At 69.7% G+C, this 25,454-nt stretch carries 18 protein-coding genes; 11 read left to right on the top strand and 7 right to left on the bottom strand.

Annotation, left to right across the window (positions count from 1 at the left end; translation table 11 throughout):
- Positions 1 to 538: 538 nt before the first annotated feature.
- The 6 genes from H0B54_RS15475 to H0B54_RS15450 all read right to left on the bottom strand — a co-directional run bounded on the left by H0B54_RS15475 (position 539) and on the right by H0B54_RS15450 (position 10,324).
- Positions 539 to 3,031 (bottom strand): glycosyltransferase, encoded by a 2,493-nt coding sequence (locus H0B54_RS15475; protein WP_188261066.1) that lies wholly within the window; start codon positions 3,029 to 3,031, stop codon positions 539 to 541.
- 17 nt (positions 3,032 to 3,048) lie between these two features.
- The gene (locus H0B54_RS15470; protein WP_188261065.1) at positions 3,049 to 4,128 is read right to left on the bottom strand and encodes a glycosyltransferase family 61 protein; all 1,080 of its coding nucleotides are present in this window, start codon (positions 4,126 to 4,128) and stop codon (positions 3,049 to 3,051) included.
- Positions 4,129 to 4,245: 117 nt separating this feature from the next.
- On the bottom strand, positions 4,246 to 5,730 hold the full coding sequence (locus H0B54_RS15465) for a mannose-1-phosphate guanylyltransferase/mannose-6-phosphate isomerase (protein ID WP_188261064.1): 1,485 nt from the start codon (positions 5,728 to 5,730) through the stop codon (positions 4,246 to 4,248).
- Between the two features lie 145 nt (positions 5,731 to 5,875).
- Positions 5,876 to 6,919: a rhamnan synthesis F family protein gene (locus tag H0B54_RS15460; RefSeq protein WP_188261063.1), complete on the bottom strand. Its 1,044-nt coding sequence runs from the start codon at positions 6,917 to 6,919 to the stop codon at positions 5,876 to 5,878.
- A gap of 25 nt (positions 6,920 to 6,944) precedes the next feature.
- Positions 6,945 to 8,705 (bottom strand): class I SAM-dependent methyltransferase, encoded by a 1,761-nt coding sequence (locus tag H0B54_RS15455; RefSeq protein ID WP_188261062.1) that lies wholly within the window; start codon positions 8,703 to 8,705, stop codon positions 6,945 to 6,947.
- 137 nt (positions 8,706 to 8,842) lie between these two features.
- Positions 8,843 to 10,324, bottom strand: a complete 1,482-nt coding sequence (locus H0B54_RS15450) for a DUF2142 domain-containing protein (protein WP_246472547.1) — start codon at positions 10,322 to 10,324, stop codon at positions 8,843 to 8,845.
- A gap of 191 nt (positions 10,325 to 10,515) precedes the next feature.
- Between H0B54_RS15450 and H0B54_RS15445 the strand changes: the two genes are divergently transcribed.
- The 11 genes from H0B54_RS15445 (at position 10,516) to rfbA (ending at position 24,855) form a co-directional block, all read left to right on the top strand.
- The gene (locus tag H0B54_RS15445; protein WP_188261061.1) at positions 10,516 to 12,015 is read left to right on the top strand and encodes a glycosyltransferase; all 1,500 of its coding nucleotides are present in this window, start codon (positions 10,516 to 10,518) and stop codon (positions 12,013 to 12,015) included.
- A gap of 141 nt (positions 12,016 to 12,156) precedes the next feature.
- Positions 12,157 to 13,062 (top strand): sulfate adenylyltransferase subunit CysD, encoded by a 906-nt coding sequence (gene cysD, locus H0B54_RS15440; RefSeq protein ID WP_094305483.1) that lies wholly within the window; start codon positions 12,157 to 12,159, stop codon positions 13,060 to 13,062.
- Positions 13,062 to 14,969 carry an adenylyl-sulfate kinase gene (cysC, locus tag H0B54_RS15435; RefSeq protein ID WP_188261060.1) on the top strand — a complete coding sequence of 636 codons (1,908 nt, stop codon included), beginning with the start codon at positions 13,062 to 13,064 and terminating at the stop codon, positions 14,967 to 14,969. The genes cysD and cysC overlap by 1 nt, the downstream gene beginning before the upstream one ends.
- A 140-nt stretch (positions 14,970 to 15,109) precedes the next feature.
- Entirely contained in the window at positions 15,110 to 16,069 is a 960-nt protein-coding gene (locus H0B54_RS15430; RefSeq protein ID WP_094305485.1) for a UDP-glucuronic acid decarboxylase family protein, read from the top strand.
- 420 nt (positions 16,070 to 16,489) lie between these two features.
- Positions 16,490 to 17,461 carry a replication protein RepA gene (locus tag H0B54_RS15425; protein ID WP_425490044.1) on the top strand — a complete coding sequence of 324 codons (972 nt, stop codon included), beginning with the start codon at positions 16,490 to 16,492 and terminating at the stop codon, positions 17,459 to 17,461.
- Positions 17,462 to 17,645: 184 nt separating this feature from the next.
- A complete protein-coding gene (locus H0B54_RS15420) occupies positions 17,646 to 18,749 on the top strand; it encodes a glycosyltransferase family 4 protein (RefSeq protein WP_188261059.1) in 1,104 nt (367 codons plus the stop codon).
- A gap of 376 nt (positions 18,750 to 19,125) precedes the next feature.
- Positions 19,126 to 21,438, top strand: coding sequence for a glycosyltransferase family 2 protein (locus H0B54_RS15415; protein WP_246472546.1), 2,313 nt, complete (start codon positions 19,126 to 19,128; stop codon positions 21,436 to 21,438).
- Positions 21,439 to 21,441: 3 nt separating this feature from the next.
- Positions 21,442 to 21,993: a dTDP-4-dehydrorhamnose 3,5-epimerase gene (gene rfbC, locus H0B54_RS15410; protein WP_188261057.1), complete on the top strand. Its 552-nt coding sequence runs from the start codon at positions 21,442 to 21,444 to the stop codon at positions 21,991 to 21,993.
- A gap of 19 nt (positions 21,994 to 22,012) precedes the next feature.
- Entirely contained in the window at positions 22,013 to 23,068 is a 1,056-nt protein-coding gene (gene rfbB, locus H0B54_RS15405) for a dTDP-glucose 4,6-dehydratase (protein ID WP_188261056.1), read from the top strand.
- Positions 23,065 to 23,964 carry a dTDP-4-dehydrorhamnose reductase gene (gene rfbD / locus H0B54_RS15400; RefSeq protein WP_188261055.1) on the top strand — a complete coding sequence of 300 codons (900 nt, stop codon included), beginning with the start codon at positions 23,065 to 23,067 and terminating at the stop codon, positions 23,962 to 23,964. Before rfbB ends, rfbD begins: the two co-directional genes overlap by 4 nt.
- Before the next feature lie 27 nt (positions 23,965 to 23,991).
- Positions 23,992 to 24,855, top strand: a complete 864-nt coding sequence (rfbA, locus tag H0B54_RS15395; RefSeq protein ID WP_094305492.1) for a glucose-1-phosphate thymidylyltransferase RfbA — start codon at positions 23,992 to 23,994, stop codon at positions 24,853 to 24,855.
- Between the two features lie 26 nt (positions 24,856 to 24,881).
- On the opposite strand, the gene H0B54_RS15390 is transcribed toward rfbA, so the two are convergent.
- Positions 24,882 to 25,439 carry a D-glycero-alpha-D-manno-heptose-1,7-bisphosphate 7-phosphatase gene (locus H0B54_RS15390; RefSeq protein WP_188261054.1) on the bottom strand — a complete coding sequence of 186 codons (558 nt, stop codon included), beginning with the start codon at positions 25,437 to 25,439 and terminating at the stop codon, positions 24,882 to 24,884.
- Positions 25,440 to 25,454: the final 15 nt, after the last annotated feature.

Genomic DNA, 25,454 nt, shown 5'->3' with positions numbered 1-25,454 from the left:
GCCGTTCCGGTCATGATCGCGCGCCCGCGAAATGGGTTTTCCCGAACGAAAGTTTTCTACGGAAAGCCGCCCGAACTCGGGCCATGGGAATAGATCCATACCATCGAGAGATACGACGAAATTTAACAAAAATAGAACGAATAGCCGGGACAAATATCGGAAAAAGCGCGACCACGGCTATTTTACTGCGGTGGGAAAAATTACACGCGCCCGGCCGCGAAATCTTTCGCTCCAGGAAACAAATTTCGATGCAATGAATTTTTTCTGCACGCAAGACGAGACGCCACTTTGGGATGTATAACCATTGACGACCAATCGATAAACCAGTGCTCCATTCTATTGATAATGTCAACGATTCCATGACTGATAAAGGGGTTTCTCAAATCTTGTTTCGACCAAGAATTCATTATTTCAAAAAAGAAACAAACCCACCCACGGAGCAGTAAAGACAAAGGGCTCACCGCTTGTGGAACTTATTGTTCGCGCCATGAACGGTCTGGAAAGCGAAAGGCTACGGGTGGCCATCGCGATGCACCCGTCACGCCCGACCGGCGACGCGCAACAGGGCGGACAAGGCCGCTTCCGGTGTGGTCTGGGAGACGACGAAGCCGTTTGGCCAGCACCGCAGCCGCTCGGCCGGCGCGCCGATGTCGAAGGCACCGACCGGCAGCCCCAGCCCGACCACCTCGTCCAGCACATAGCAATAGGTTTCCGGCCAGATCGAGGGCAGGAAGACCGCGTGGCACCCCCGTTCCGCCAGAAGCCGAGGAAGCTGCTCCGGCTCGTAGGGGCCGTGATCGTTGAAATGCGCCGAGCGCAGGGAGCGGTCGATGTTGCCGAACAGCTCGAACCGGATCGGCAGCCGATGCACCTCCGCCAGACGCACCATGCCCTCCAGGATTCGCGCGCCCTTGGCCACGTTGATCCCGCCGATGACGGCCACCCGCAAGACCGGGCCCGGCGCCGGCGGGGGCAGCGGCGTCACCATCACATGGTCGGCCAGATGCGGGATGAGCCGCACCCGATCGTCGCGCAACGTGAAGGCCCGGCGCAGAATGGCGAGCGCGCTGCGCGAGAAGACGACGTGGCGGTCGGCGAGGTCGAACAGTTCCTGCCACGCCCGGCGGTGGGCGGCCACGTCGGTGCCAGTGTCGGTGCCGGCGGCACTTCCCTCCCGCCACTGGACATGCGCGTTCGCCGGGGCGCAGGTCCGGCAGCGCTCCAGGGCCGGCACGCCGCAGAAGCGGTCCTCCGCGTCGATCAGGTTGAGGGACGGGCAGACCGGAAAATAATCGTGGTGCAGCAGGCGCAACGGCACGGCACGCCCACCGCCGCCCGACCGGAGCGACCGGATGAAGGCCATGACCCTGCCTGTGTCCGCGTGGCCCACCAGGGAACTGACCACCACCTCCGACAGCGGCAGCGCGGACACCAGGGCGGCGAGGTCGTCGAGACCGTTCGCGGGGAAGCGGACCGCAGCGTCGCGGTGGAGAAGCTCGATGTCCAGCGCTCCCTCGGGCATGCCGCCTTCGGACATGTGAAGGACCGGCTGCACCGTCGGCCGCACCAGCAGGACAGCCTGCCCCTGCCCCTGCAGGCGTGCGACCTCCTTGGCGCGGAAGGTGGCGGCCCCGCCTTTGCCCGGATGGTCGAACAGCAGCACCGTCCGCGGCCGGTCGGGCAGCCCCCGGATCGCCCCTTGGGCCGACAGAATGCGGACGGCCGCCGCGGCCCGGACGGGACGCAGCGGATCGGCGCGGATGAAATCCTGCACCTCCGCATCGAACTCCGGATAGCGCTCCCGGATGACGGCGCCGGACGCCTCGACCAGGGCCGCCTTCTCCGCGCCCAGGAAACTGCCGCCGTGGCGATGGTGCACGTAAAGGTCCGGCACGATCACGTTGGTGAAGCCGCGCCGCATGGCGCGCCGGCACCAGTCCACCTCCTCGCCATAGCCGCGCCCGAAGGCCGCCTGGTCGAAGAAGCCGATCTCCCGCAGTACGCGGCGGTTCAGGGCCATGCAGAAGCCGACGCCGGTCGGCGCCTCGACCGGCGGCAGCACGGCCATCGCCGCGAAGGCGGCGTCGATCTCCCCGACCGGGGCGTCGAGGAAGGGCGCGTTGTCCTCCGGCATCGCGGGAAAGCCGCAGATGGTGCCGGCGTTGGTGAAGGGGGTGGTGCTGGCGATCGACGGTGTGCGTTCGATCGGCCGGACGAGCCGCTCCAGCCAGCCGGCGGGCACCTCGACGTCGGTGTTCAGGAGGACGACATGGCCGTCCGGGTTGAGACGGGTCGCGACCTCCATCCCATCGATCACCGCCTTCAAGTAACCCTCGTTGCGCGGCTTGGTCACGACCGTCACATGGTCGAGCGAGACGCCGAGCGCCACCAGGAAGGCGGTGATGCTGCGGTCCGGGTTGCCGTCGTCGATGAAGATGAGCCGATGCCGCGGCTCCACCGTCTCCACCAGCGCGTGGACAAGCGGCGTCAGGAAGCTCTTGCCACCATAGACCGGCACGATGATGGACACGGGCGCGGCGAGCGGAGGGGCAGGCGGCGGGGCCTCGGCGAACAGGCCGAGCGCTACCCGCGCACGGGTCAGCGGCGCCGGCAGGGCGGCGGCGTAGCGCAGGCCGCGCTCGGTCAGGAAACGGTACTCCACCGCCGGCACCGCCTGTTCGCAGCCCACCTCCCAACTGCGCAGCGACAGGCCGGTGCGCAGCATCAGCGGGACGATCTCCTGCGCGTCCCCGGCGCTCAGCCGCAGGACGACGGCGGACGTGCCGGCCGGCAGCGCCGCCACCACCACGAAGCCCGACCGTTCCGCCATCGGCGTGCCGCGGGCCAGAGCGACGTCGCGGCGGCCGATGCCCCGTTGGACGTGGATGGCCGGCGGGCGGCCACCACCGTCGATCACCACGTCGAAGCCGCAGGGGCCGTGCCGGTCGTGGAACGCCCAGCCCTCGACCCGCAGTTCGGTCCCGACCTCGATGCGCTCGATGAAGAAGGCGAAGGCTCCGCGCGTGGTCATCGCATCATGCTCCTGCCTCACTCCGCGAAAATCCGGTCCCGGTCTTCCATGGACAGGACCAGGTCGGTGTCCCAGGGCATGACGCCCCGCACGGGACCGCTCTGCGGGCAGCGGACCTCGGTGTAGTCGAGGCCGCGCAGCGTCGCGATGAACCAGAAGAAGGTGTCGGGCATGCCGGCGGGCGTCAGGGTGACGACCTGCGCGCCGGGCGCGGCGAAGGCGATGTTGGTCATCGCCGCCCCCATGACGCCGATGATTCGCCTGGCCCCCTTGAACAGCGACACCTGCTGGGGCAGCGTCAGGGTGCTTGGCTCGACCAGCGTGTAGCCGCAAGCCTGGGCGTGGGCCATCAGCGCGTCCTCGCCGACGACGCGGCGGAAGCCGGTCGCCCGGCGGGTGACGAACAGCCGCTCCGCCCCCGCCGCCGGAACGCCGCCGGCCAGGGTGTCCAGGCCGTCGAGGACGAGCGGCGACATGTAGCCGCCATGCTCGCTGAGCCCGTCCACCACCAGCAGGTCGTCGAAGCGCCGGGGCGCGTCGTCGGCGACGATGGTCCGGGCCAAGTCGATTCCCAGCATGGACAGCGACTGGGCCATGCTGTCGTTCAGGTGCCCCGGCGCATGTGCGACGAGGAAGCGCGCCCGCAGTTCCGGCAGGTGGCGGTGGACGAGCTGCGCCTTGGGCAGCATCTCCATCATCCAATGGCCGTAATTGCCGATGCCGCGCTTTTTGCACAGCAGGACCGGGCCGCTCGCGTCGGGCACGGCCTCCGGCCCACCCTGCCCGATCGCCTCCAGCACGGCCGCGTGGGCCTGGTCGACCTCCGCCTCGGAATGCTGCGTGATGGTTTCGCGGTAGAGGTTGCCCTCGCGGTCGAAGACCAGCCCTTCCTTGGCCACCCACACGTCGGGCAGACGCAGGACGCGGACCGGGCGCTCTGGAAAGCGCGGGGTGTTCCACGCCCATTCCATCGATTGCAGGATCGGCTGGGGAATCAGCTCCCTGTTGACCACGCGCGGGTAGGCGGCGTCGAACGCCGGCGAGGCCAGGGTCAGGATGACGGAATCGTCGGGCGGGCTGATCGGTGTCGGACGCATGCGGGGGTGGAGGGCCTTCCATGGCGGAAGGCCCATCCTATGAAGTCCCGGCGTCAAAAAATCGATCCAAAAATCGGGCAAAGGCCGAATGACGACGGGAGCGGCCCGTCAGCCGCGTCAGGGACGGCCGTAATGGTCGTCGACGCGGACGATGTCGTCCTCGCCCAGATAGGCGCCGGACTGCACCTCGATCAGGTTCAGCGGCACCTTTCCCGGATTCTCCAGCCGGTGCATCGTGCCCAGCGGGATGTAGACGGACTCGTTCTCGCGCAGCAGGATCTGCTCCTCGCCACGGGTGACCAGGGCGGTGCCGTTCACCACGACCCAATGCTCGGCGCGGTGATAGTGCTTCTGCAGGGACAGACGGGCGCCGGGCGCCACCGTCAGCCGCTTCACCTGGAAGCGGTCGCCGGCGTGCAGCGACTGGTAATAGCCCCAGGGCCGGTGCACGCGGCGGTGCTGGCGCGGTTCGTCGCGGCCCTGCGCCTTCAGATGCTCGACCAGCGGCTTGATGTCCTGCGCCCGGTCCTTCGCGGCGACCAGGACCGCGTCCTCGGTGGCGACGACCACCGCGTCCTCCATGCCGAGCAGGGCGACGAGCGTGCCATCCTCGCTGCGGACGTAGCAGCCGCGGCTGTCCCAGGCGATCGTGTCGCCGTGGCAGACGTTGCCGTCCTCGTCCTTGGCGCCGATGTCCCACAACGCCGACCAGGCGCCGACGTCGGTCCAGCCGATGGCGCAGGGCACCACGGCGGCCGCGTCGGTGCGCTCCATCACGGCGTGGTCGATGGAGATGGACGGGGCGGCGGCGAAGGACTCCTCTTCCAGCCGGAAGAAGTCGAGGTCGGCACGGCCCCCGGCGAGCGCTGTGCGGCAGGCGGCGAGCACGGCCGGCTCCCAGCGCTCCAGCTCCTCCAGATAGCGGCGCACGGGCAGCAGGAACATCCCGCTGTTCCAGAAGACGTCCCCTTCGGCCAAGTACCGCTCGGCCTCTGCCCGCGGCGGCTTCTCGACGAAGGCGGCGACGTGGTAGGCGCCCTTCCGCCCGTTCAAGGAGCCATCCAGAGGGAGGCCCCGACGGATGTAGCCGTAACCGGTCTCCGGCGCGGTCGGCACGATGCCGAAGGTGGCGAGCCGGCCGGCGTCCGCGACCCGGGCGGCAACGCTCACCGCCTCCAGGAAAGCGGCCTGGTCCTGGATGACGTGGTCGGCCGGCAGCAGAAGGAGCCGCCCGTCGGGATCCTGCTCCGCGACGATCAGAGCCGCGATGGCGGCGGCGGCGGCGGTGTTCCGACCGACCGGCTCCAGCACGATCCGCGCCCCACCCAGCCCGCGTTCGCGGTCCTGGCCGCGCATCGACTCGACTTGGCGCATCTGCTCGGCGATGACGAAGCGGTGCTCCTGGTTGCAGACGACCAGCGGCGGCGCGAAGAGCGCCGGGTCGGCGACCCGCAGGGCGGTCTCCTGCAGCATGGAGCGCTCCGAGCACAGCGGCAGGAACTGCTTGGGATACTGTTCGCGCGACATCGGCCAGAGCCTGACCCCGGAGCCGCCGGAGAGGATAACGGGGAAGATGCGGGCGTGCTGGGAAGTGTTGGTCATGACCGCCGATCGTGTGCGTCGCAAGGGACCACCGCCCGACGTGCCGTGCGGCAGCAACCCATTGTGACTACGGGAGGTATCCGATTCCTGTCAACTTGGCCAAAGTGGGTCCTCCCTTCGGTGCCCCACCGGCGCCCGACCCGCATCAAACGCTGCGGTTCTTCAGCGACATCTCCAAGTGGCGCAGGATGAGGTCGGTGTCGTAGTCGGTGGAATTCTGGACCACCCGTTCCCAATAATTCAGCAGCGGGATGTGCGCCGGGTTCTTCTGGAGCAGGTCGCGCTTGATGAACGGGAACTCCATGCGGGCGATCAGGTAATCCCAGAAGAAATGCGTCCCGTTCAGCGGCACGCCCGCGTTGATCGTGTGGAAGACCTGCTGGATGAAGCGCTTGCGCACCGGGTCCTGCAACGCGTCGCCCGTGACGTTGCCTTCCACCACCGCCTCGATCAGGGCGGCGGCGGCCTGCCGGTACGGGAAGGCGGCCCGGCAGTGCAGGCCGGACCGGCGCAGGGCGCGGGTCAGCCCGATCTCGTACTTGCGCACGATCCACATCTTGGACTGGACGTAGCGCAACTGCCGCCAGAAGGCGGCGAAGGCCGGCGCGGTCAGGGCCGTCTTGTGGAACAGCAGGAAATAGCTTTGCAGATGGAAGGACCGCTCCCAGCTGTCGGACGCTCCCCAGACATCGGCCTCCTCCGGTCCCATCCGGTCCAGCAGGCCGCCCAGATGGTACAAGGGACCATAGACGCTGTCGTTGGCGAGCAGCAGCATGTCCAGGGCGCCCAGCTCGGGAACGGCCGCGATGCCCTCCTTGTAGGCCCCGAAGTCGTAACCGACGTTGTCGCGCCGGATGACCAGAGCGCAGATCTCCTGCAGCGCCTCCACCTGGACCAGACGCGGCGCGTTGCTCACGAAGACGATGGCGAAGCCGATGTCGTGGAGTTGGCGCAGGTAATGCCGCACGAAGTCGTGGACCACACCTTGGCGGTCGTAGTGGACGAACACCGCCACCCGGCGGGCGGTGGCCAGCGGCCGGTGCCCATCCCAGCGCTCGCGCACGTAGCTTTCCTTGCGGAAGAAGCTGGCGCCGTAGGAGAAATAGCCCCCCAGCAGCTTGACCTGGGCGACCACCCAGAAGAAGCCGATGCGCAGACGCATGAGAAGGCGGGCCAAAATGCTTGTCATCGGGACGGTCCCACCCTCGGCGCGGTCAAACGGAAAGCCGCTGGGAGCGGGCCAGATTCTCGGCCCGGATGCGCAGGTCGGCCGGCACCGCCGGCAGGCCCGGCGCGGGGGAGAGGAGCCCGCGCAACGCCTCGGCCGCCTGAGGCTTCTTCCCGGCGGCGGCCAGGGCCTCGGCCTGGTGGTAAAGCGCCGGCCACAACAGCGGGTCGCCCGCCTCCCGGCTCGCCTCGGCGGCCTTGCCGAACCAGCCGGCGGCCGCCTTCACCGCCTTGCGATGGTTGAGGGACAGGATGGCGATCGCAAAGGCCGCCGAGGCCGTCTCCGCCGCTCCCCACTGCGCAAGGTCGTCCTCGACGTCCCGGGCGAGGCGGTCGGCGGCGGCGTAATGGCCCAGATTGACCAAGTCGATGAAGGTCTGCCGGCGCAGGCCGGTCAGGATGGCCGTCGGGACGCGCTCGCCCAGAATGGGGCTGGGGTCGCGGGCCAGGCGCTCAATGCCGGCGGCGGCCTCAAGCGGATCGCTCCAGGCCAGGATGCCGGCGGCGTGGCCGCGGGCGCGCCAGGCGAGGTCGTCCGTCTCGCCGTCGTCGGCACCGGCCGCCTGCAGCGCGGCGCGCGCCCGCTCTCCGGCCTCGCCCGCCACCTGGAAGCAGAGGCGCGCCCGGTCGCGGTCGTCGTCATGCAGCCACGCGGCGATGCCCAGGCAGTAGAGGATGCCGCACAGGCTGAACGGGGCGCGGTCGTGGAACCCCGCGATGTCGGCCGGCCAGTCGGCCATGGACGGCAGGGCATCCGGCTTGTCCAGCTCCAGACCCCAGCGCGCGCGGCAGGCCTCGATCACCGGAACCGCCGCCTCGCGCGCCTCGGCGAAACGCCCGGCGTGGGTCAGTTCCTTGAGGCGGCGGTAGCGCAGGCCGAGGCCGAGCGGGGTGTCGGCGGCGACGGTCCGCGACCGTTCGGCGAGGTAGTCGAGGTAGCGCGCCCGGTCGAGCCGGCGCGACAGGTCGGCCGTTCCTTCCGTCATCGCGGCGGTGGCGCGCAGCGTCGGCCCGTGCTCGGACACCGAGACGGCGGTGAAGCCGGCGCGGCGCAGCAGCGCCTCGAAGCCCTCGCGGCTGTAGAGCGTGACGTGGTAGCCGGGGCTGAGCAGCGGCACCAGGACGCCGGCGGCGGTCTCGGGCGCGATCGCGCCGGCGTTGGGCGTGGTCAGCAGCAGGGTGCCGCCCGGCGCCAGCACGCCCCGCAGGATGGACAGGAAATCCAGCGGCTCGAAGATGTGCTCGACCACCTCGGAGCAGAGGACGAGGTCGAAGGGGTCGGGCCCGGCATCGGCTGGCGTGCGCAGGTAGGTGGACGAGATGTCCAGCCCCAGCAGGTCGCGCCCGGCGCGGGCGGCGAAGCCGGGGTCGATGCCCTGGACCGACCAGCCGAAGACGGTGCGCGCGACGTCGAGCGAGAAGCCGAAGCCGCAGCCGATCTCCAGGTAGCGGCGGACCTTGGACGGATCGATGGCGAACAGCGGCTCGGCCATCACGTCGATGCCGGCCCCCTGCTCCAGGTAGAAGGCGAGCGCGGCGTCGGTCGCCTGCGCGCTTTCATACTCCGGCTGCTGAAGCGTCGGAAAGAAGGCGGTGCCGCAGCGGCCGCACAGGGCCAGAGGCAGCAGCGGGTTGGGCGGGACGGCCGACTGGACGGTCAGGCGGACGGACTTCGGGCTGGCGTCGGCACAGGCCGGGCAAACCGCGTCGATGGGCGCGGCGCTGCTGGTGTTCCAGTCGATGTGCATCCTGCTCACAACCTGAATGGGGTCCGGAACGACCGGAAGGGGGAGTAGAGCCGCAATAGCAGAATACGCAACGAACAGGCAACCGCGCTGACGCCGCGCTCCGCCGCAGGCCGCCTGTTTCCCGCCCTTCTCCGAAATCAGCCGGCGCAGCAGCCTTCGACGGGCCAGAGGCTTCGCCAGACGCCCAGAACCTCCACGAGCACGGCCCCGCTCAGGGCCAGGGCGGCGGCGAAGAGGGCGAAGCGCAGGCTCCGGCGTGGCGCGGCCGGACGCCAGGCACCGGCGGCGGCGGCCAGTCCCAGCAGGACCAGCGCGTGCATGGGCAGGAAATAGCGCCCCTGGACGCCGTCCACGGTGGCGGAGCCGACCGGCGTGTAGCCGACCCAGAAGGCCACCAGGAGCAGCAGCGCGTAGCCCGGCGCCGGGATGAGGCAGCCGGCCGCGAATCCGGGATCGCGCCGCCGCGGGCCGTCGCACAAGGACAGGGCCAGCAGCACCCAGAAGGCCGGCAGCACCCAGCGGTCGGGCGCGTAGCCGTGCCAGGGCGGAGGGTGGCCGCCGTAGCGTCCGTAACCGTCGCGCCACCACATCACCGCCCAGTCGCGCACCGTGGCGGCGAGCACCCGCAGACCGTCCAGAGGATCGGCGCGCAGGCGGGCGACCTGCGCCGCCGGATCGGCGCCGGTGCCCCAGTAGGGTCCTGGGACGAAGGGATAGGCCGCGTTCCACAGAACGGCGGCGCCCAGCGCGACGGCGAGGCACAGGCCGCTGAGGCCAAGGCGCGACCGCCAGGAGCCCCCGGCGACCGCCGCGGGCAGGTAGAGCACCGCCCCGGCGAAAGGCGCCATGGTGAGCTTGAGCAGGCCGAGCGCCGCCGACAGGGCGACCAACCCCGTCCCCGTCACCCAGCCGATCGGCGCGCCGCGGTCGCGCAGCCGCCAGACCAGCGCCAGCATCAGGACGGGCAGGGTCAGGTTGAGGGGATCGGCGCTCAGCGAACAGGCGCTCTGCAGCGCCACCGGCGACAGGGCCAGGGCCAGGACGGCCACCCGCGCGCCCGGAAGCGCGCGCAGGATCGCCGCGACCATCAGGGCGTAGACGGCGAAATTGCCGGCGCGTCCCGCCTGCATCTGGCCGAGCGGCCCCAGCCCGGCGGCACGCGCCGCGGCGACGCCCGCCGCCTGCGGCACATAGGCGAGCGGCGCGAAGCTGGCCGAGCTGGGGAAAGCCACCACCTCCAGAGACCGCGGCTGGGCGGCGAGGTGATCGGACAGCGCCTGGGCCTCCACGGGATCGACCGGCCCGTGCTTCTGTATCCGGCCGATATGATAGAGCATCTGGAGATAACCGGCCCGGTCGATCGGGCCGCCCCAGGCGTTGGGGCCCAACGTCTCCGCCAGGAGATGGCCGTCGGCGATCTGCAGCACGCGTTGCCAGTGGAAGGCCTCGTCCTGGCCGGCGAAGGGTGGGGTCCGGGCCAGGAGCAGCACGCCGAACAGCAGGCCGTAGGCGGCGGCCATAACCCCGATCACAAGCGGCTCCAGCCGGACGGTGACGCCCGCCCGCGCAAGGAGCCGGCGGCCCATGGGTGGACTGCCGATGGGTGTGCCGCTGGACATCGGCCTTTCCCTGTTCCGTGTTTCTTTGGGACAGGCCGCGATCCGGAGCGGCCAAGCGCGGGCAGACAGAAGCACAACGCAGCCCCGCTTGGGAATGGTGAAGCGTCCTCGCCACACCGCCGGAGGGCTGTTAGAGTGCGCGCCCCGCTCAACCCCGTCACCGCCGCACCGGTTCTCCCGAAGGCCGAGGAATGTCCGCCACCCTCCTGCATCTCGATCCCGGCCTCCCTCCCCGCGTTCCGCCGCACCGCGACCTGGTCTGGGGCTTCTCCGGATGGGCCCGCCGCCCGGGCGCCCGCCTGCGCGCGGCCGCGGTGGTCGTCGGCGCGGCGCGCTTCCCGGCCACAGGGTTGAACACGCTCCGTTTCGACGCCGAGGCCGCACAGCGCCGCCACGGCGTCGAGCCGGATCTGGCCTGCGGATTCTGGGGGCTGGCCACAGTGCCGGCGGCCGGTGCCGGCGGGACGCATCGGCCCGTCCTGACGCTGGAATGGACGGACGGCACGCGGGAGGAATGGCCGGCGGGGCCGGTCATCGTGGAGGATGCGGCGCCCCCGCTGCCGGTTCCACCGCCGGAGAACGGGCCACAGCGAAATGAGCCATTGGGCGGCGGGCCGCTCGTCGCCATCGCCATGGCCACCTACAATCCCGACCCGGCCCTGTTCCGGGCTCAGGTCGACTCCATCCGCTCCCAGACGCACGAACGCTGGGTGTGCCTGATCGAGGACGACGGTTCCGACGACGCCCACTGGAACCATATCCTGGAGGCGACCGCCGGGGACGACCGCTTCCGCCCGGTGCGCAACGGCGTCAACCTCGGCTTCTACCGCAACTTCGAGCGCGCGCTGGGCCGCGTCCCGGCCGAGGCGGAGTTCGTCGCCCTGGCCGACCAGGACGACCGCTGGGCGCCCGGCCGGCTGGCCGCCCTGGTGGGCGCCCTGGTGGCCGGCCATCGGGACGGGATCGTCCTGGCCTTCGGCAACATGCGGGTGGTGGACAGGGCCGGCCGGGTCGTGTCGGAAACCTTCTGGCCCGGCCTGGACAGCCGCCACGACAGCCTCGACGCGCTGCTGATGGCCAACGCCGTCACCGGCTGCGCCTGCCTGTTCCGGGCCTCGCTGCTGCGGCTGGCCCTGCCCTTCCCGGCGCTCGGCCGGATCGCCTTCCACGACCACTGGATCGCCTGCTGCGCCGCGGCGGAGGGCACGATCGCCTATCTGCCGCAATCGCTGGGCGACTATATCCAGCACGGAGCCAACAGCCTGGGCTACCGGCGGCGCCCCGGCCTGAGGCTGGCCGCCAAGCTGGCGGCTGCCCTCGCCCTCGCCCCGGCCCTGGCGCTCGCGGCCCAATCGGCGGCGGCCCGTCGGCGGCTGGCCAAGCCTCTGCAGCTTCTGATTGGCTTGCCGGACGCCGAGCTGGTCTGCCGCGCCGCCTTCGCCGAGGCGCTGCGCCGACGCGTCGATTTGGAGGGCGGGCCGGAAGGCGCCGCAACAGGGCGGCGGACGGCGACGGCCACCTTCCTGCCCGGGCCACGGCCGGGCCGCCGCCTGCTGGCCGCCCTGCTGCGGCGCGGGCCGCGCGGGCGGGCCTTCCGCGGGGTGGCGGCGCGGCTCCTCACCGGCTTGGTCATCGGACGGCTGACGGGCCTGCTGGCGCGGTTGCGCCCACCCTCCGGAGCGGCGCGGTAACAAAACTGAGCGAACCCGCCGGCGCCCTTGGCACGGCGGCCGGCGTTGCGGTAAGCCCGGTGATGGCCCGCCAGGGTTGTCCCCCGGCCAATTCCGCTGGCCTCTTCATGTGTTTAATCTGAGTGTTTTCCTGGGAACGCGATGCCAAACCTGCCGGACGACCTGCGACTGCTCGAAGCGGAATCGATTGCCATACTGCGCGAGGTCGCGGCGGCCTTCAGCCGGCCGGTCCTGCTCTATTCCATCGGCAAGGACAGCGGCGTCCTGCTGCACCTGGCGCGCAAGGCTTTCCACCCCGGACGGGTGCCGTTCCCGCTGCTCCACGTCGACACCGGGTGGAAATTCCGCGACATGATCGCCTTCCGCGACGAGACGGCACGCCGGCTGGGGTTGGACCTGATCGTCCATGTGAACCAGGAGGGCGTGGCGCAGGGGATCGACCCGATCCGCTCCGGCTCCGCCGTCCACACCCGGGTCATGAAGACGGAAGCGCTGCGCCAGGCGCTCGACCGGCATGGTTTCGACGCGGCCATCGGCGGTGCGCGCCGCGACGAGGAGAAGAGCCGCGCCAAGGAGCGCGTCTTCTCCGTGCGCACCGCCGCCCACAGCTGGGACCCGCGTGACCAGCGGCCGGAGCTGTGGCACCTCTGGAACACGCGCATCCGGCCGGGGGAGTCGGTCCGCGTCTTCCCGTTGTCCAACTGGACCGAGATGGACGTCTGGCGCTACGTCGCGGCGGAGGGGCTGCCGGTGGTGCCGCTCTACTTCGCGGCGGAGCGCCCGGTCGTCCATCGAGCGGGCACGCTGATCATGGTGGACGACGGCCGCCTGCCGCTGAACCCCGGCGAGGTGCCGGAGAAACGCCGGGTCCGCTTCCGCACGCTCGGCTGCTACCCGCTGAGCGGGGCCATCGAGTCCGACGCCGTGACGGTGGAGGGCATCATCGCGGAGATGCGCGCGTCGCGCACCTCCGAACGGCAGGGACGCCTGATCGACGGCGACGAGCCCGCCTCCATGGAGCGCAAGAAGCGGGAAGGATATTTCTGATGGATTCCACCGGGCACATTCCCGCGCCTCTCCCCACACGGGGGCTTCTGCGCTTCCTGACCTGCGGGTCGGTGGACGACGGCAAGTCCACGCTGATCGGCCGGCTGCTGCATGACGCCGGGCTGGTGCCCGACGACCAGCTGGCGCAGGTGTTGCGCGACAGCCGCGGCCGCACCGACGAGGAGGGCGGGATCGACTTCTCGCTGCTGGTGGACGGGCTGGAGGCCGAGCGCGAGCAGGGCATCACCATCGACGTCGCCCACCGCTTCTTCGCCACCGACCGGCGCAGCTTCATCGTCGCCGACGCGCCGGGGCACGAGCAGTACACCCGCAACATGGCCACCGCCGCCTCCACCGCCGCCCTCGCGGTGCTGCTGGTCGACGCGCGCAAGGGCCTGCTGACGCAGACGCGCCGCCACGCCGTCGTCTGCTCCCTGATGGGCATCCGCCACGTCGTGCTGGCGGTCAACAAGATGGATCTGGTCGGCTGCGACGAGGCGGTCTTCACCGCCATCGCGCAGGCCTTCGCGGATTTCGCCGCCCCGCTCGGCTTCGCCACGGTGACGGCGATCCCCCTGTCGGCGCGGCGCGGCGACAACGTCGTCCACCGCTCCGCCGCCATGGGCTGGTATCACGGCCCCGCCCTGCTGGAGCATCTGGAGACGGCGGCGGTCGAGGACGGGAACGCGCTCGCCGGACCGCTGCGCTTCCTGGTGGACTGGGTGAATCGGCCCTCTCCCGATCTGGCCTCGGACTTCCGCGGCCTGTCCGGAACGCTGCTGTCGGGCCGCCTGGCGCCGGGCGACGCGGTGACGGTGTGGCCGTCGGGGCAAAGCGCGCGGATCGCCCGCATCGTCACCTTCGACGGCGACCGGCCAGGGGCGCAGACCGGCGACGCGGTGACCGTGACGCTGGAGGAGGCGGTGGACGCCGCACGCGGCGACCTGCTGGCCGGCCCGGCAGAAAGGCCGGCCGAGACGCCGGAGGTGGCCGACCAGTTCGCCGCGCACCTGCTGTGGATGGCGGAGGAGCCGCTGATCCCCGGCCGCTCCTACTTGCTGCGGGCCGGGGCGCGCTGGGTGCCGGCGACCGTCACCGCGCTGCGCCACGCGGTGAATGTGGAGACGCTGGAGCACAGCGCGGCCACGACGCTGACGATGAACGCGGTCGGCCTGTGCAATCTGTCCACGGCGGCGCCTCTGGCCTTCGACGCCTACGCGGCGAACCGCCACACCGGCTCCTTCATCCTGGTGGACCGCTTCTCCAACCGGACCGCCGGCGCCGGGATGATCCTGCACCCGCTGCACCGCGCCGCCAACCTGCACCGCCAGGAACTGGCCGTCTCGGCGGCCGAGCGCGCCGCGGCCAAGCGGCAGCGGCCGGCGGTCCTGTGGTTCACCGGCCTGTCGGGGTCCGGCAAGTCCACCGTCGCCAACCGGCTGGAGCGGCGGCTGCACGCGCTCGGCCACCACACCATGATGCTGGACGGCGACAACGTCCGGCTGGGGCTCAACCGCGACCTCGGCTTCACCGACGCCGACCGGGTCGAGAACATCCGGCGCGTGGGGGAGGTGGCGAAGCTGATGACGGAGGCCGGGTTGATCGTGCTCTGCGCCTTCATCGCCCCCTTCCGGGCCGAGCGGGAGGCCCTGCGCGCCCTGTTCCCGGAAGGCCTCTTCCTGGAGGTGTTCGTGGACACGCCGCTGGAGGAGTGCATGCGGCGCGACCCCAAGGGGCTCTACGCCAAGGCCCGCTCCGGGAGCTTGCGCAACTTCACCGGCGTCGACTCCCCCTACGAGCGGCCGGACGCGCCGGACCTGCGGCTCGACACCACGGCGGAGGACGCCGACGCGCTCGCCGCGCGGGTGGTGGAGAATCTGCGCGCGCGGGGCATTCTCGGCGCCTGACCGGGGCGCGGCACCATCCCGCGCCCCAAACCTCTGGACATCCGGCCACCGGCGCGCGCATTCCTGCCCGTCGGGGGTCGGGCCACCGTTCCGGGCACGGGCGCGGCCGGACAGCCCGCACCGTTGCCCTGGAGGACACCATGACCGGAATCCGCAGCTACAATCGACGCGTCCTGGTGACCGGCGGTGCCGGCTTCCTCGGCTCGCACCTGTGCGAACGCCTTCTTGCGCGGGGCGACGAGGTGGTGTGCGTCGACAACTACTTCACCGGCTCGCGCACGAACATCACCCATCTGCTGGCCAACCCGCGTTTCGAGGCGATCCGGCACGACATCACCTTCCCGCTCTATGTCGAGGTGGACGAGATCTACAACCTCGCCTGCCCGGCCTCGCCGGTCCATTACCAGCACGACCCCGTGCAGACGACCAAGACCAGCGTGCACGGCGCCATCAACATGCTGGGGCTGGCCAAGCGGCTGAACGCCCGCATCCTCCAGGCCTCGACCAGCGAGGTCTATGGCGACCCCGTCGTCCACCCGCAGCCGGAGGAGTATTGGGGCAACGTCAACCCCATCGGCCCGCGCTCCTGCTACGACGAGGGCAAGCGCTGCGCCGAGACGCTGTTCTTCGATTACCACCGGCAGCACCGCGTGGAGATCAAGGTGATGCGCATCTTCAACACCTACGGGCCGCGCATGCACCCCAACGACGGCCGCGTCGTCTCCAACTTCATCATGCAGGCCCTGCGGGGCGAGCCGATCACCGTCTACGGCGACGGCGCGCAGACACGGTCCTTCTGCTACGTCGACGACCTGATCGACGGCATGATGCGGCTGATGGAGTCCGACCCCACGGTCACCGGCCCGATCAACATCGGCAATCCCGGCGAATTCACCATGCTGGAACTGGCCGAGCGGGTGATCGCGCTGACCGGCTCGGGCTCGCCCATCGAGCACCGCCCGCTGCCGCAGGACGATCCCCGGCAGCGCCGCCCGGACATCGCCAAGGCCAAGGCCCTGCTGGGCTGGGAGCCGGCGGTGCCGCTGCACGAGGGGCTGGCCCGCACGATCGAGGATTTCCGCCGCCGCTTCTTCGCCTGACGCCGGCCGCGAACGAGCCCTGCGGGGTTGGAGTCTTGTCGCGCCCCCTTTGTCCCATCCATCCCGTCCACCCCGGCCAAGCGGGGCCGGCGACGCCGGAATCCCCGCCGCCGCCGGCTCCAGCCCCGCCCCGGCGAGTCGCACGGCGAATCACGGACGCGCCCGATTCGCCGCAAACCCGCGATTCGCAAGGCTAGACCTGGAGTTTTGTCGCATCACCCCAAGCTTCCACAGGTGGAACGAGTTATCCCCTGGAGTGTTGTCGCGGGATTCCTGGACTCTTGTCGCGCGACTCGCGATTCTCTACTGGAGTCTTGTCGCTCAAACAAATAGGTAAATCTAGTAACCTTACAAATAGTCTGCGCGACAAGATTCCAAATTGCCGCCACCAACCTGCCGTGTTATGGATCGAAACCTAAATTGACCTGGAACAAACGGCGAGAACAGCGCGCTATGGGCCAGTTGCATCGCCTGATCAGTCAGGTTGGTCGCGAGCAAGCGAAAGCACTCCAGAGCGATCCGGATCAGCGCTCGCTGGTCGACATCGCTGCGGCGGTCTTGGAGGAAGAACGGCAAGAGCTTGGCATTACCTATTCAGGCTTTGCCTTGACCGCCCTTCCGCATCGTCGCCTGCCGGATGACCAGCCTTGGGAAAGGCGAGGTCACCGAATTCGTCTGCTGATCGAGCCCGGTCGACTGCCGGTCCGCGGTGGCGGCTTTAAGCTCTACGGCGTTCCTTATGGAAGCCGGGCCCGGATGATCCTGCTTTACCTTCAGACCCGCGCGCTTCAGACCGACAGCCGCGAGGTCGAGCTGGGCCGGAGCATGCACGACTGGCTGGACCGCATGGGGCTGTCCGTGGGCGGCCAGACCTACCGCGACATCCGGGAACAGGCCTCGCGCATCGCCGCCTGCAACCTGACCTTCGCCTGGGAGGATGCCAACAGCCTCGGCTTCGAGAAGGATTCGATCGTCAAGGGCGGCATCCATTTCTCGTCGGAGCACAATTCCCCGCAAGGCACGCTGTGGGAAGACCGCGTCCTGCTCTCCGAAGCCTTTTTCCGCGAACTGAAGGCTCATCCGGTGCCCATTTGGGAACCGGCGCTGCGGCATATCCAGAACAACAGCACGAGCATCGACATCTACATCTGGCTGGCCTACCGGCTGCACAGCCTGAACAAGTCGACGACCATCACTTGGCCGGCGGTGTTCGAGCAGTTCGGCGCCGGCTACGCCCGACTGCGTGATTTCCGCAAACGCTTCATCGAAGCCTTGCAACTGGCCCTCGCCGTCTATCCCGACGCGCGGGTGGACGTGGAGGAGCACGGCCTGCTCCTGCACCCCTCGCCGCCGCCGATTCCCGAACGCAACATGGCGCAGTTGATGCGCTGACCCGGCGGACCAGGGTCTTTCCGGGCCTCGCGACAAGACTCCAAACGCTTCCACGAACCGGGGAGCAGCGGAAGCCGGAGGGTGCGGCTTCCCTCGTGACACCATTCCAGGCGCGGCGCTGTCCCCGGTGGCCGCGAGGCTGTATCCTCCCCGGCCTTCGATCCCATCACCCGGTCCCCCTCCGATGCTTCCTGACGCCACGACCGGCCCATCGGTCCTCCTGCTGAGCCGCTACGGCCGGCTGGGCGCCAGCAGCCGGCTGCGCTTCCTCGCCTACCTGCCGGCTCTGCGGGAGGCCGGCCTCCGGGTAACCGAGGCGCCGCTGCTCGACGACGACTATCTGCGGGCGCTCTACGCCGGCCGGCGGATCGACCGGACCCGCATCGCCGCGGCCTACGCGCGGCGGCTCGCGGCCCTGCGGTCGGTGCGGCGCCATGACCTGGTCTGGCTGGAGAAGGAAGCCCTGCCCTGGCTGCCCGCGCAGGTCGAGGCGACGGCCGGGCTCGGCGCCGTCCCCTACGTCATGGACATCGACGACGCCTGGTTCGAGCGCTACGCCCGCCACCGGCTGGCACCGGTGCGCGCCCTGCTCGGGACGAAGTTCGCGACGCTCGCCCGCAACGCCCGGATCGTGCTGGCCGGCAACCCCTATCTCGCCGATTGGGCGGCCGGCGCCGGCGCACGCGACGTCCGTATCCAACCGACCGTCGTCGACTTGGCCCGCTATCCCGTGCGGGCCCTTCCGCAGCGGGACGGCGGCGATGCGGGAACGGCGACGGTCGGCTGGATGGGCTCGCCCTCCACGGCGAGCTACCTGGCCGCGATCGGCGGCGCGCTCGCCCGGCTCGGCTCGGCGGTTCGGCTGCGGGTGGTCGGCGCGGCCGGCCTCGAATTCCCCGTGCCGGCGACCTTCGTGCCCTGGCATGAGGAAAACGAGGCCGAGGAACTGGCCCGTTTCGACATCGGCGTCATGCCGCTGCCCGACGAGCCTTGGGAGCGCGGCAAGTGCGGCTACAAGCTGATCCAGTACATGGCGGCCGGCCGGCCGGTCGTCGCCTCGCCGGTCGGCGTCAACGCGACGCTGGTCCGGCATGGGGTGAACGGCTTCCTGGCGGAGGACGAGGAGTCCTGGGCGCAGGCGCTCGGCCGGCTGGCGGCCGACCCGGAGCTGCGCGCCCGCATGGGTGCGGCCGGCCGTCGCATGGTGGAGGAGCGCTACAACCTCGCCGTCGCCACGCCACCGCTCGCCCAGGCCCTGCGCGAGGCGGTCCAGCCGCTGTCCCCCTGACGACCGGGCCTCGGACCGAGTGCGCAAGCGCTCGCGTCCGCATGGATTTCTCCAGGTTGGCCACAAACAATGTTCAAGGCATGCGGCTTGCGTTCGTCGAATGGCCCGCGTATGCCTGTCACTGGCCGCACAGGGCGACAGGGCCTCATCAACCACAACAGTCACTCAGGTTTGACAGCGTGCTGCCGCATAAGGAATACGAATTCGTCGGGTCCTGGACGATAGTCTTTCGGGAGACAGCCGAAGGGTGGGCATCCGTGGGTGCGGGACTGGACTTGTCGGGACAAAGGCGATTGTGGACTCTTCTATGAAGGACCTGGGTTCCGATAGGTTGCGTCGTCTGCGCCGGCCGGTCAGGCTCCTTTCTCCACAGTCCATGACATCGACCTTGGGGGCGACCCTGGGGACGGCGCTGACGCGCGTGCTCGGCGCCGGCAAAGGGGCCGGGCGCCTCTACCGGCGCCGGCTGCACCGGATGACGCTGGAACCGTTGCGCGACCTCAAGGCGGGCCCGGCGGGGGGGTATGAGAGCACCGGCGGCGACCCGGCCTTCCTGCTGCGCTCCGACCGCGGCCGCGCGCCCAGCGACTGGTGTCTGATCTCCTACACGGTGCGCCGCGCGTCGGCCCCGCTCACCCCGGTCCTGTATGTGGACGAGGGCGGTGGCTTCAGCGACCGCTCGATGATCCGCCTGCCGGTGGACACCACGGGCACGGTCCGCCAACTGGCCTGCCTGCCGCAGAAGACCAGGGCCCTGCGCTTCGACCCGGCGACCCGGCCGCTGTCCTTCGAGATCGCGGATTTCACGATCTGCGAGATCGGCAAGGGCAACCTCGTGCTCGACCACGTGCGGCGCCACCGGCCGCTCCCCGTGCTGACGCATCTGTGGCGCCACGGCTGGACCGCGACCAAGCAGCGGGTGCTCCAGGAGATGCAGCCGGGCAAGACCGCCGATTACGAAACCTGGATAAGGCTGTATGACGCGCTGGTGCCCGAGGAGCTTGCGGCGATCCGGGCCGACGTGGCGCGGCTGGCCCGGCGGCCGCTGATCTCCGTGGTCATGCCGGTCCACAACACGCCGGAGTCCTTCCTGCGCGAAGCGTTGGATTCCGTGCTGGGGCAGCTCTATCCCGACTGGGAACTGTGCATCGCCGACGACGCTTCCACCGCGCCGCACGTCCCGGCGCTGCTCGCCGAGTATCAGGCGAGGGACCAGCGCATCAAGGTGGTCCGGCGCGCGCGCAACGGCCACATCTCGGCCGCCAGCAACAGCGCGCTGGAGCTGGCGGCCGGCGAGTTCGTCGCTCTCATGGACCACGACGACCGGCTGACGCCGCACGCGCTCTACATGATCGCGGTCGAGCTGAACCGGCATCCCGACGCCGACATCCTCTATTCCGACGAGGACAAGATCGACGCCCAGGGGCGGCGCCACGACCCGTACTTCAAGTCGGACTTCAACCTCGACCTGCTGCACGGCCAGAACATGATCAACCACCTCGGCGTGTTCCGCCGCTCGCTGGTCGGGCGGATCGGCGGCTTCCGCGAGGGGTTCGAGGGCAGCCAGGATTACGACCTGACCCTGCGGGCGGTCGAGGCCACCGTGCCGGAGCGCATCCGCCACATTCCGGCGATCCTCTACCATTGGCGGGTCTTCCCGGAGTCCACGGCCTTCTCCATGGTCGACCTGCCGCGCGCCACGGCGGCGGCGCACCGGGCGCTGACGGAGCATTTCCAGCGGCGCGGCGTCCAGGCCAGCGTGGAGGTCTCGCCCTCCACCCACCGCTTCACCCGCATCCGCTACGCCCTGCCCGACCCGGCGCCCCGCGTGTCGCTGATCGTGCCGACGCGCGACAAGGTCGGGTTGCTGAAGGGCTGCGTCGACGGGCTGCTGCAGCGCACCGACTACCCCGACCTCGAAGTCATCATCGTGGACAACAACAGCGAGGAGGCGAAGACCTTCGCCTACTTCGACACGCTGAAGGACGAGCCGCGGGTCCGGGTCCTGCGTTACGATGCGCCCTTCAACTATTCCGCGATCAACAACTTCGCCGTGGCGCAGGCGACGGGCTCGGTGATCGGCCTGATCAACAACGACATCGAGGTGATCGGGCCGGACTGGCTGACGGAGATGGTCGGCCACGCGCTTCGCCCCGAGGTGGGGGCGGTCGGCGCCAAGCTCTACTACGCCGACGGCACGATCCAGCACGCCGGCGTCATCACGGGCATCGGCGGCGTAGCCGGCCATGGGCACAAGGGGTTTCCGCGCGATGCCCATGGCTATTTCAGCCGGGCGCAGCTGACCCAGAACCTGTCCTGCGTCACCGCCGCCTGCCTGGTCACGCGCAAGGCGGTGTTCGACGAGGTCGGCGGCCTGGACGACAGGAACCTGGCGGTCGCCTTCAACGACGTCGATTTCTGCCTGCGCCTGCGCGAGGCCGGCTATTTGGTCGTCTGGACGCCCTTTGCCGAGCTGTACCATCTGGAATCCGCCTCGCGCGGGCCGGACACGGCCCCCGACAAGGTCCAGCGGTTCAACGCCGAAGCCGACTACATGAGCCGGCGCTGGGGCGACCGGATGGCCCGGGACCCGTACTACAACCCCAACCTGACCCTTGATACCGAGGATCTCGGGTTGGCCTTTCCTCCGCGCGTCACGAAGCCCTGGTTCGACAAGGAAAGCACCTGACCCATGGACGTCATCTCTCTTGCCATTCCCGACGTGAAGATCATCCGCCCCAAGAAGTTCGGCGACTCCCGCGGCTTCTTCTCGGAAACCTACAGCAAGAAGGCGTTCGAGGCGGCGGGTCTGCATTACGACTTCGTTCAGGACAACCAGTCCCTGTCGGCCGAGGTGGGCACGGTGCGGGGCCTGCATTTCCAGCTGGCGCCCTTCGCCCAGGACAAGCTGGTGCGTGTGGTGAAGGGCGCCATCCTGGACGTCGCGGTGGACATCCGGAAGGGCTCGCCCACCTACGGCCAGCACGTCGCCGCGGTCGTCAGCGCCGAGGAATGGAACCAGATCCTGGTCCCCATCGGCTTCGCGCACGGATTCTGCACGCTGGAACCGGACACGGAAGTCATATACAAAGTGACGAATTTCTACTCGGCCGAGCATGACCGCGGCCTTCTGTGGAACGATCCGGATCTGGGGATCGACTGGCCCGTCGCGGCCGACAAGGCCCTGCTTTCGGACAAGGACCGCAAGCAACCCCGCCTCGCCGACCTCGGCGACTGGTTCTGACAGGATAACAGGTGCCTCAATGAAGAAGATCATTGTCACGGGGGGAGCCGGTTTCATCGGCTCCGCCGTCGTCCGTCAGCTCCTGGCCGAAACCGACGCCTCCGTCGTCAACCTCGACAAGCTGACCTACGCGGCCAACCTGTCCTCGCTGCCGGGCGCGGCCGAAAATCCCCGCTACGCGTTCGAGAAGGTCGACATCTGTGACGGTGACGAGCTGCGCCGGGTCTTCGCGGAGCACCAGCCGGACGCCGTCATGCATCTGGCCGCGGAGTCCCATGTGGACCGCTCCATCGACGGGCCGGGCGAGTTCATCCAGACCAACGTGGTCGGCACCTTCCGCCTGCTGGAGGCGGCGCGCGGCTACTGGACGTCGCTGCCGGCGGAGAAGCGCGCGGCCTTCCGCTTCCACCACATCTCCACCGACGAGGTCTTCGGCACGCTGGGCGACGAGGGCTTCTTCACCGAGACGACCTCCTACAGCCCGAACTCGCCCTACTCGGCCAGCAAGGCGTCGAGCGACCATCTGGTGCGGGCGTGGCACGAGACCTACGGGCTGCCCGTGGTCCTGACCAACTGCTCGAACAACTACGGCCCCTACCATTTCCCGGAAAAGCTGATCCCGCTGATGATCCTGAAGGGTCTGAAGGGGGAGCCGCTGCCGGTCTACGGCAAGGGCGACAACATCCGCGACTGGCTCTACGTCGAGGACCACGCCCGCGCCCTGCGGCTGGTGCTGGAGAAGGGCGTGATCGGCGAGAGCTACAACATCGGCGGCTACAACGAGCGCACCAACCTGGACGTGGTGCGGACGCTGTGCGCGCTGCTGGACGAGCTGGCCCCGGCCGGCGCGCCGCACGACCGGCTGATCACCTTCGTCGCCGACCGGCCGGGCCACGACAAGCGCTACGCCATCGACGCCTCCAAGATCACCCGCGAGCTGGGTTGGCGGCCGCAGGAGACCTTCGAGACCGGCCTGCGCAAGACGGTCGCGTGGTACCTGGAGAACCGGTCCTGGTGGGAGGCCATCCTGAACGGCTCCTACCGCGGCGAGCGCCTGGGGCTCGACGCGGCATGAAGATCCTCATCCTCGGCACCAGCGGGCAGGTCGGCACCGAGCTGATGCGGGCCGCCTGGCCGAAGGGCACGGAGCTGGTCGGGCTGGCCCGGCCGGACGTCGACATGGCCCGGCCGGAGACGGTGGAGGCGGCGGTGGCCGCCCACGCCCCCGACCTCGTCGTCAACGCCACCGCCTACACCGCCGTGGATAAGGCCGAGGGCGACCGCGAGGCGGCCCTCGCCGTCAACCGCGACGGCCCGGCCCGCCTGGCGGCGGCTTGCGCGGCGTGCGGCGTGCCGCTGGTCCACATCTCCACCGATTACGTGTTCGACGGCACCAAGCCGGCCCCCTACACGGAGGACGACCCGGTCGCCCCGCTCGGCGCCTACGGCGCCAGCAAGGAGGCCGGCGAGGCGGCGGTGCGCGCCGCGCTGCCGCAGCACGTGATCCTGCGCACCTCCTGGGTCTACGCCGCGCACGGGGCCAACTTCGTCAAGACCATGCTGCGTTTCGGGCGCGAGCGCGAGGAGATGCGCGTGGTCGCCGACCAGCACGGCGCGCCGACGGCGGCGTCCGACATCGCCGCCGCGATCGTGGCCATCGCCGGGCGGATTTCCGCCGCCAGGGACACCGGCAGCGACGTTCCCTGGGGCACCTACCACTTCACCGGAACGGGCGAGACGACCTGGCACGGCTTCGCCGAGCGCGTCTTCCAGCGGCTGGAGGCGGCCACCGGCCGGCGTCCGCGGCTGCTGGCCATCACCACGGCCGACTACCCCACCCCGGCCCGCCGGCCGGCCAACTCTCGTCTGGACTGCGCCCGCATCCGGGCCGTGTTCGGCATCGAGGCACCGCGCTGGGAAGACAGCCTGGACCGGGTGCTCGACGAGTTGCTTTCCTCCCCCGCATCCTAAGACGACTCCACGACAGGCGGCGCGATCATGAAGGGCATCATCCTGGCCGGCGGGTCCGGCACGCGGCTTTATCCGGTGACCCGGGCGGTCAGCAAGCAGCTTCTGCCGATCTACGACAAGCCGATGATCTACTTTCCGCTCAGCACGCTGATGCTGGCGGGGATACAGGATATCCTGATCATCACCACGCCGCACGACCAGGCGCTGTTCCAGACCGTGCTCGGCGACGGGTCGCAGTGGGGCATCAACCTGACCTACGCGGTGCAGCCCTCGCCCGACGGCCTCGCCCAGGCCTTCATCATCGGCCGCGAGTTCGTCGGCAACGACAGCTGCGCGCTGGTGCTCGGCGACAACATCTTCTACGGCCACGGCCTGACCAGCCTGCTGCGCCAGGCGGGTGAGAACACCCAGGGCGCCCGTGTCTTCGCCTACGGCGTCCGCGACCCGGAACGCTACGGTGTGGTCGAGTTCGACGAGCAGGGCCGCGCGCTCAGCATCGAGGAGAAGCCGGTCAACCCGCGCTCCAAATGGGCGGTCACCGGGCTGTATTTCTACGACAACGACGTTCTGGACATCGCCGCAGCGGTGAAGCCCTCGGCGCGCGGCGAGCTGGAAATCACCTCGGTCAACGCTGCCTATCTGGAGGCCGGCCGCCTGTCGGTCGAGCAGATGGGCCGCGGCTACGGCTGGTTCGACACCGGCACCCACGACAGCCTGCTGGAGGCGGCCGAGTTCGTCCGCACCATCCAGCACCGGCAGGGCCTGCAGATCGCCTGCCCCGAGGAGATCGCCTTCACCTCCGGCTGGATCGACGCCGAGCAGGTGCGCCGCCTCGCCGAGCCGCTAAAGAAGAATGAGTACGGCCGCTATCTGCTGAGCCTGACGGAGTAGCGGGATGGCGTTCGGCCCCCTGCGCGTCAGCGCAGGTGGGGAATGAGGTCCGTCAGGCGGCCGATCGTCAGGGAGGCCGCCGGATCGCCGTCTTGCGCGTCGGCCTGCGCGTTATGGGCGCCGTTCAGCCGCACCCGCAGGCCGACGCCGGCCGCAAGGGCGGCCTGCATGTCGGTTGCCTGGTCGCCCAGGAACACCGATCGCGACAGACCCAGGTCCAGCCGCCGCGCCGCGTCCAGGATCATGCCGGGGTTCGGCTTGCGCCAGAAGCTGTCGCGCGTGTAGCGCGCGACCGGGCCCTTGGGGTGGTAGGGGCAATGGAACAGCCCGGCCAATTCCACGCCACGTTCACGGAACACGGCGCACATCCACTGGGACAGATCCAGAAAGGCGGTTTCCGTGTAGTAGCCGCGGGCAATCCCCGACTGGTTGGTGACCACCACGACGCGGAATCCACGGTCCACGGCGTGGCGCGTCAGGTCGAAGATGCCGTCCATGAAGGCGAAGCGTTCCCGCTCCACAACATAACCGTGATCGACGTTCACGACGCCGTCGCGGTCGAGCAGCAAGGCCCGGTTCGGCATGATCCGTCGCCTGTC

Origin of the sequence: Azospirillum tabaci (assembly GCF_014596085.1) — a bacterium.
Lineage (GTDB): Bacteria > Pseudomonadota > Alphaproteobacteria > Azospirillales > Azospirillaceae > Azospirillum > Azospirillum tabaci.
The sequence above is the reverse complement of the archived record's forward strand: the minus strand, read 5'-3'. Positions and strand labels throughout refer to the sequence as shown.

Excerpts from the sequence above, each read along its gene's own strand:
- H0B54_RS15475 (WP_188261066.1), bottom strand. The coding sequence starts at position 3,031 with ATGACCACGCGCGGAGCCTTCGCCTTCTTCATCGAGCGCATCGAGGTC.
- H0B54_RS15470 (WP_188261065.1), bottom strand. The coding sequence starts at position 4,128 with ATGCGTCCGACACCGATCAGCCCGCCCGACGATTCCGTCATCCTGACC.
- H0B54_RS15465 (WP_188261064.1), bottom strand. The coding sequence starts at position 5,730 with ATGACCAACACTTCCCAGCACGCCCGCATCTTCCCCGTTATCCTCTCC.
- H0B54_RS15460 (WP_188261063.1), bottom strand. The coding sequence starts at position 6,919 with ATGACAAGCATTTTGGCCCGCCTTCTCATGCGTCTGCGCATCGGCTTC.
- H0B54_RS15455 (WP_188261062.1), bottom strand. The coding sequence starts at position 8,705 with ATGCACATCGACTGGAACACCAGCAGCGCCGCGCCCATCGACGCGGTT.
- H0B54_RS15450 (WP_246472547.1), bottom strand. The coding sequence starts at position 10,324 with ATGTCCAGCGGCACACCCATCGGCAGTCCACCCATGGGCCGCCGGCTC.
- H0B54_RS15445 (WP_188261061.1), top strand. The coding sequence starts at position 10,516 with ATGTCCGCCACCCTCCTGCATCTCGATCCCGGCCTCCCTCCCCGCGTT.
- cysD (WP_094305483.1), top strand. The coding sequence starts at position 12,157 with ATGCCAAACCTGCCGGACGACCTGCGACTGCTCGAAGCGGAATCGATT.
- cysC (WP_188261060.1), top strand. The coding sequence starts at position 13,062 with ATGGATTCCACCGGGCACATTCCCGCGCCTCTCCCCACACGGGGGCTT.
- H0B54_RS15430 (WP_094305485.1), top strand. The coding sequence starts at position 15,110 with ATGACCGGAATCCGCAGCTACAATCGACGCGTCCTGGTGACCGGCGGT.
- H0B54_RS15420 (WP_188261059.1), top strand. The coding sequence starts at position 17,646 with ATGCTTCCTGACGCCACGACCGGCCCATCGGTCCTCCTGCTGAGCCGC.
- H0B54_RS15415 (WP_246472546.1), top strand. The coding sequence starts at position 19,126 with ATGACATCGACCTTGGGGGCGACCCTGGGGACGGCGCTGACGCGCGTG.
- rfbC (WP_188261057.1), top strand. The coding sequence starts at position 21,442 with ATGGACGTCATCTCTCTTGCCATTCCCGACGTGAAGATCATCCGCCCC.
- rfbB (WP_188261056.1), top strand. The coding sequence starts at position 22,013 with ATGAAGAAGATCATTGTCACGGGGGGAGCCGGTTTCATCGGCTCCGCC.
- rfbD (WP_188261055.1), top strand. The coding sequence starts at position 23,065 with ATGAAGATCCTCATCCTCGGCACCAGCGGGCAGGTCGGCACCGAGCTG.
- rfbA (WP_094305492.1), top strand. The coding sequence starts at position 23,992 with ATGAAGGGCATCATCCTGGCCGGCGGGTCCGGCACGCGGCTTTATCCG.
- H0B54_RS15390 (WP_188261054.1), bottom strand. The coding sequence starts at position 25,439 with ATGCCGAACCGGGCCTTGCTGCTCGACCGCGACGGCGTCGTGAACGTC.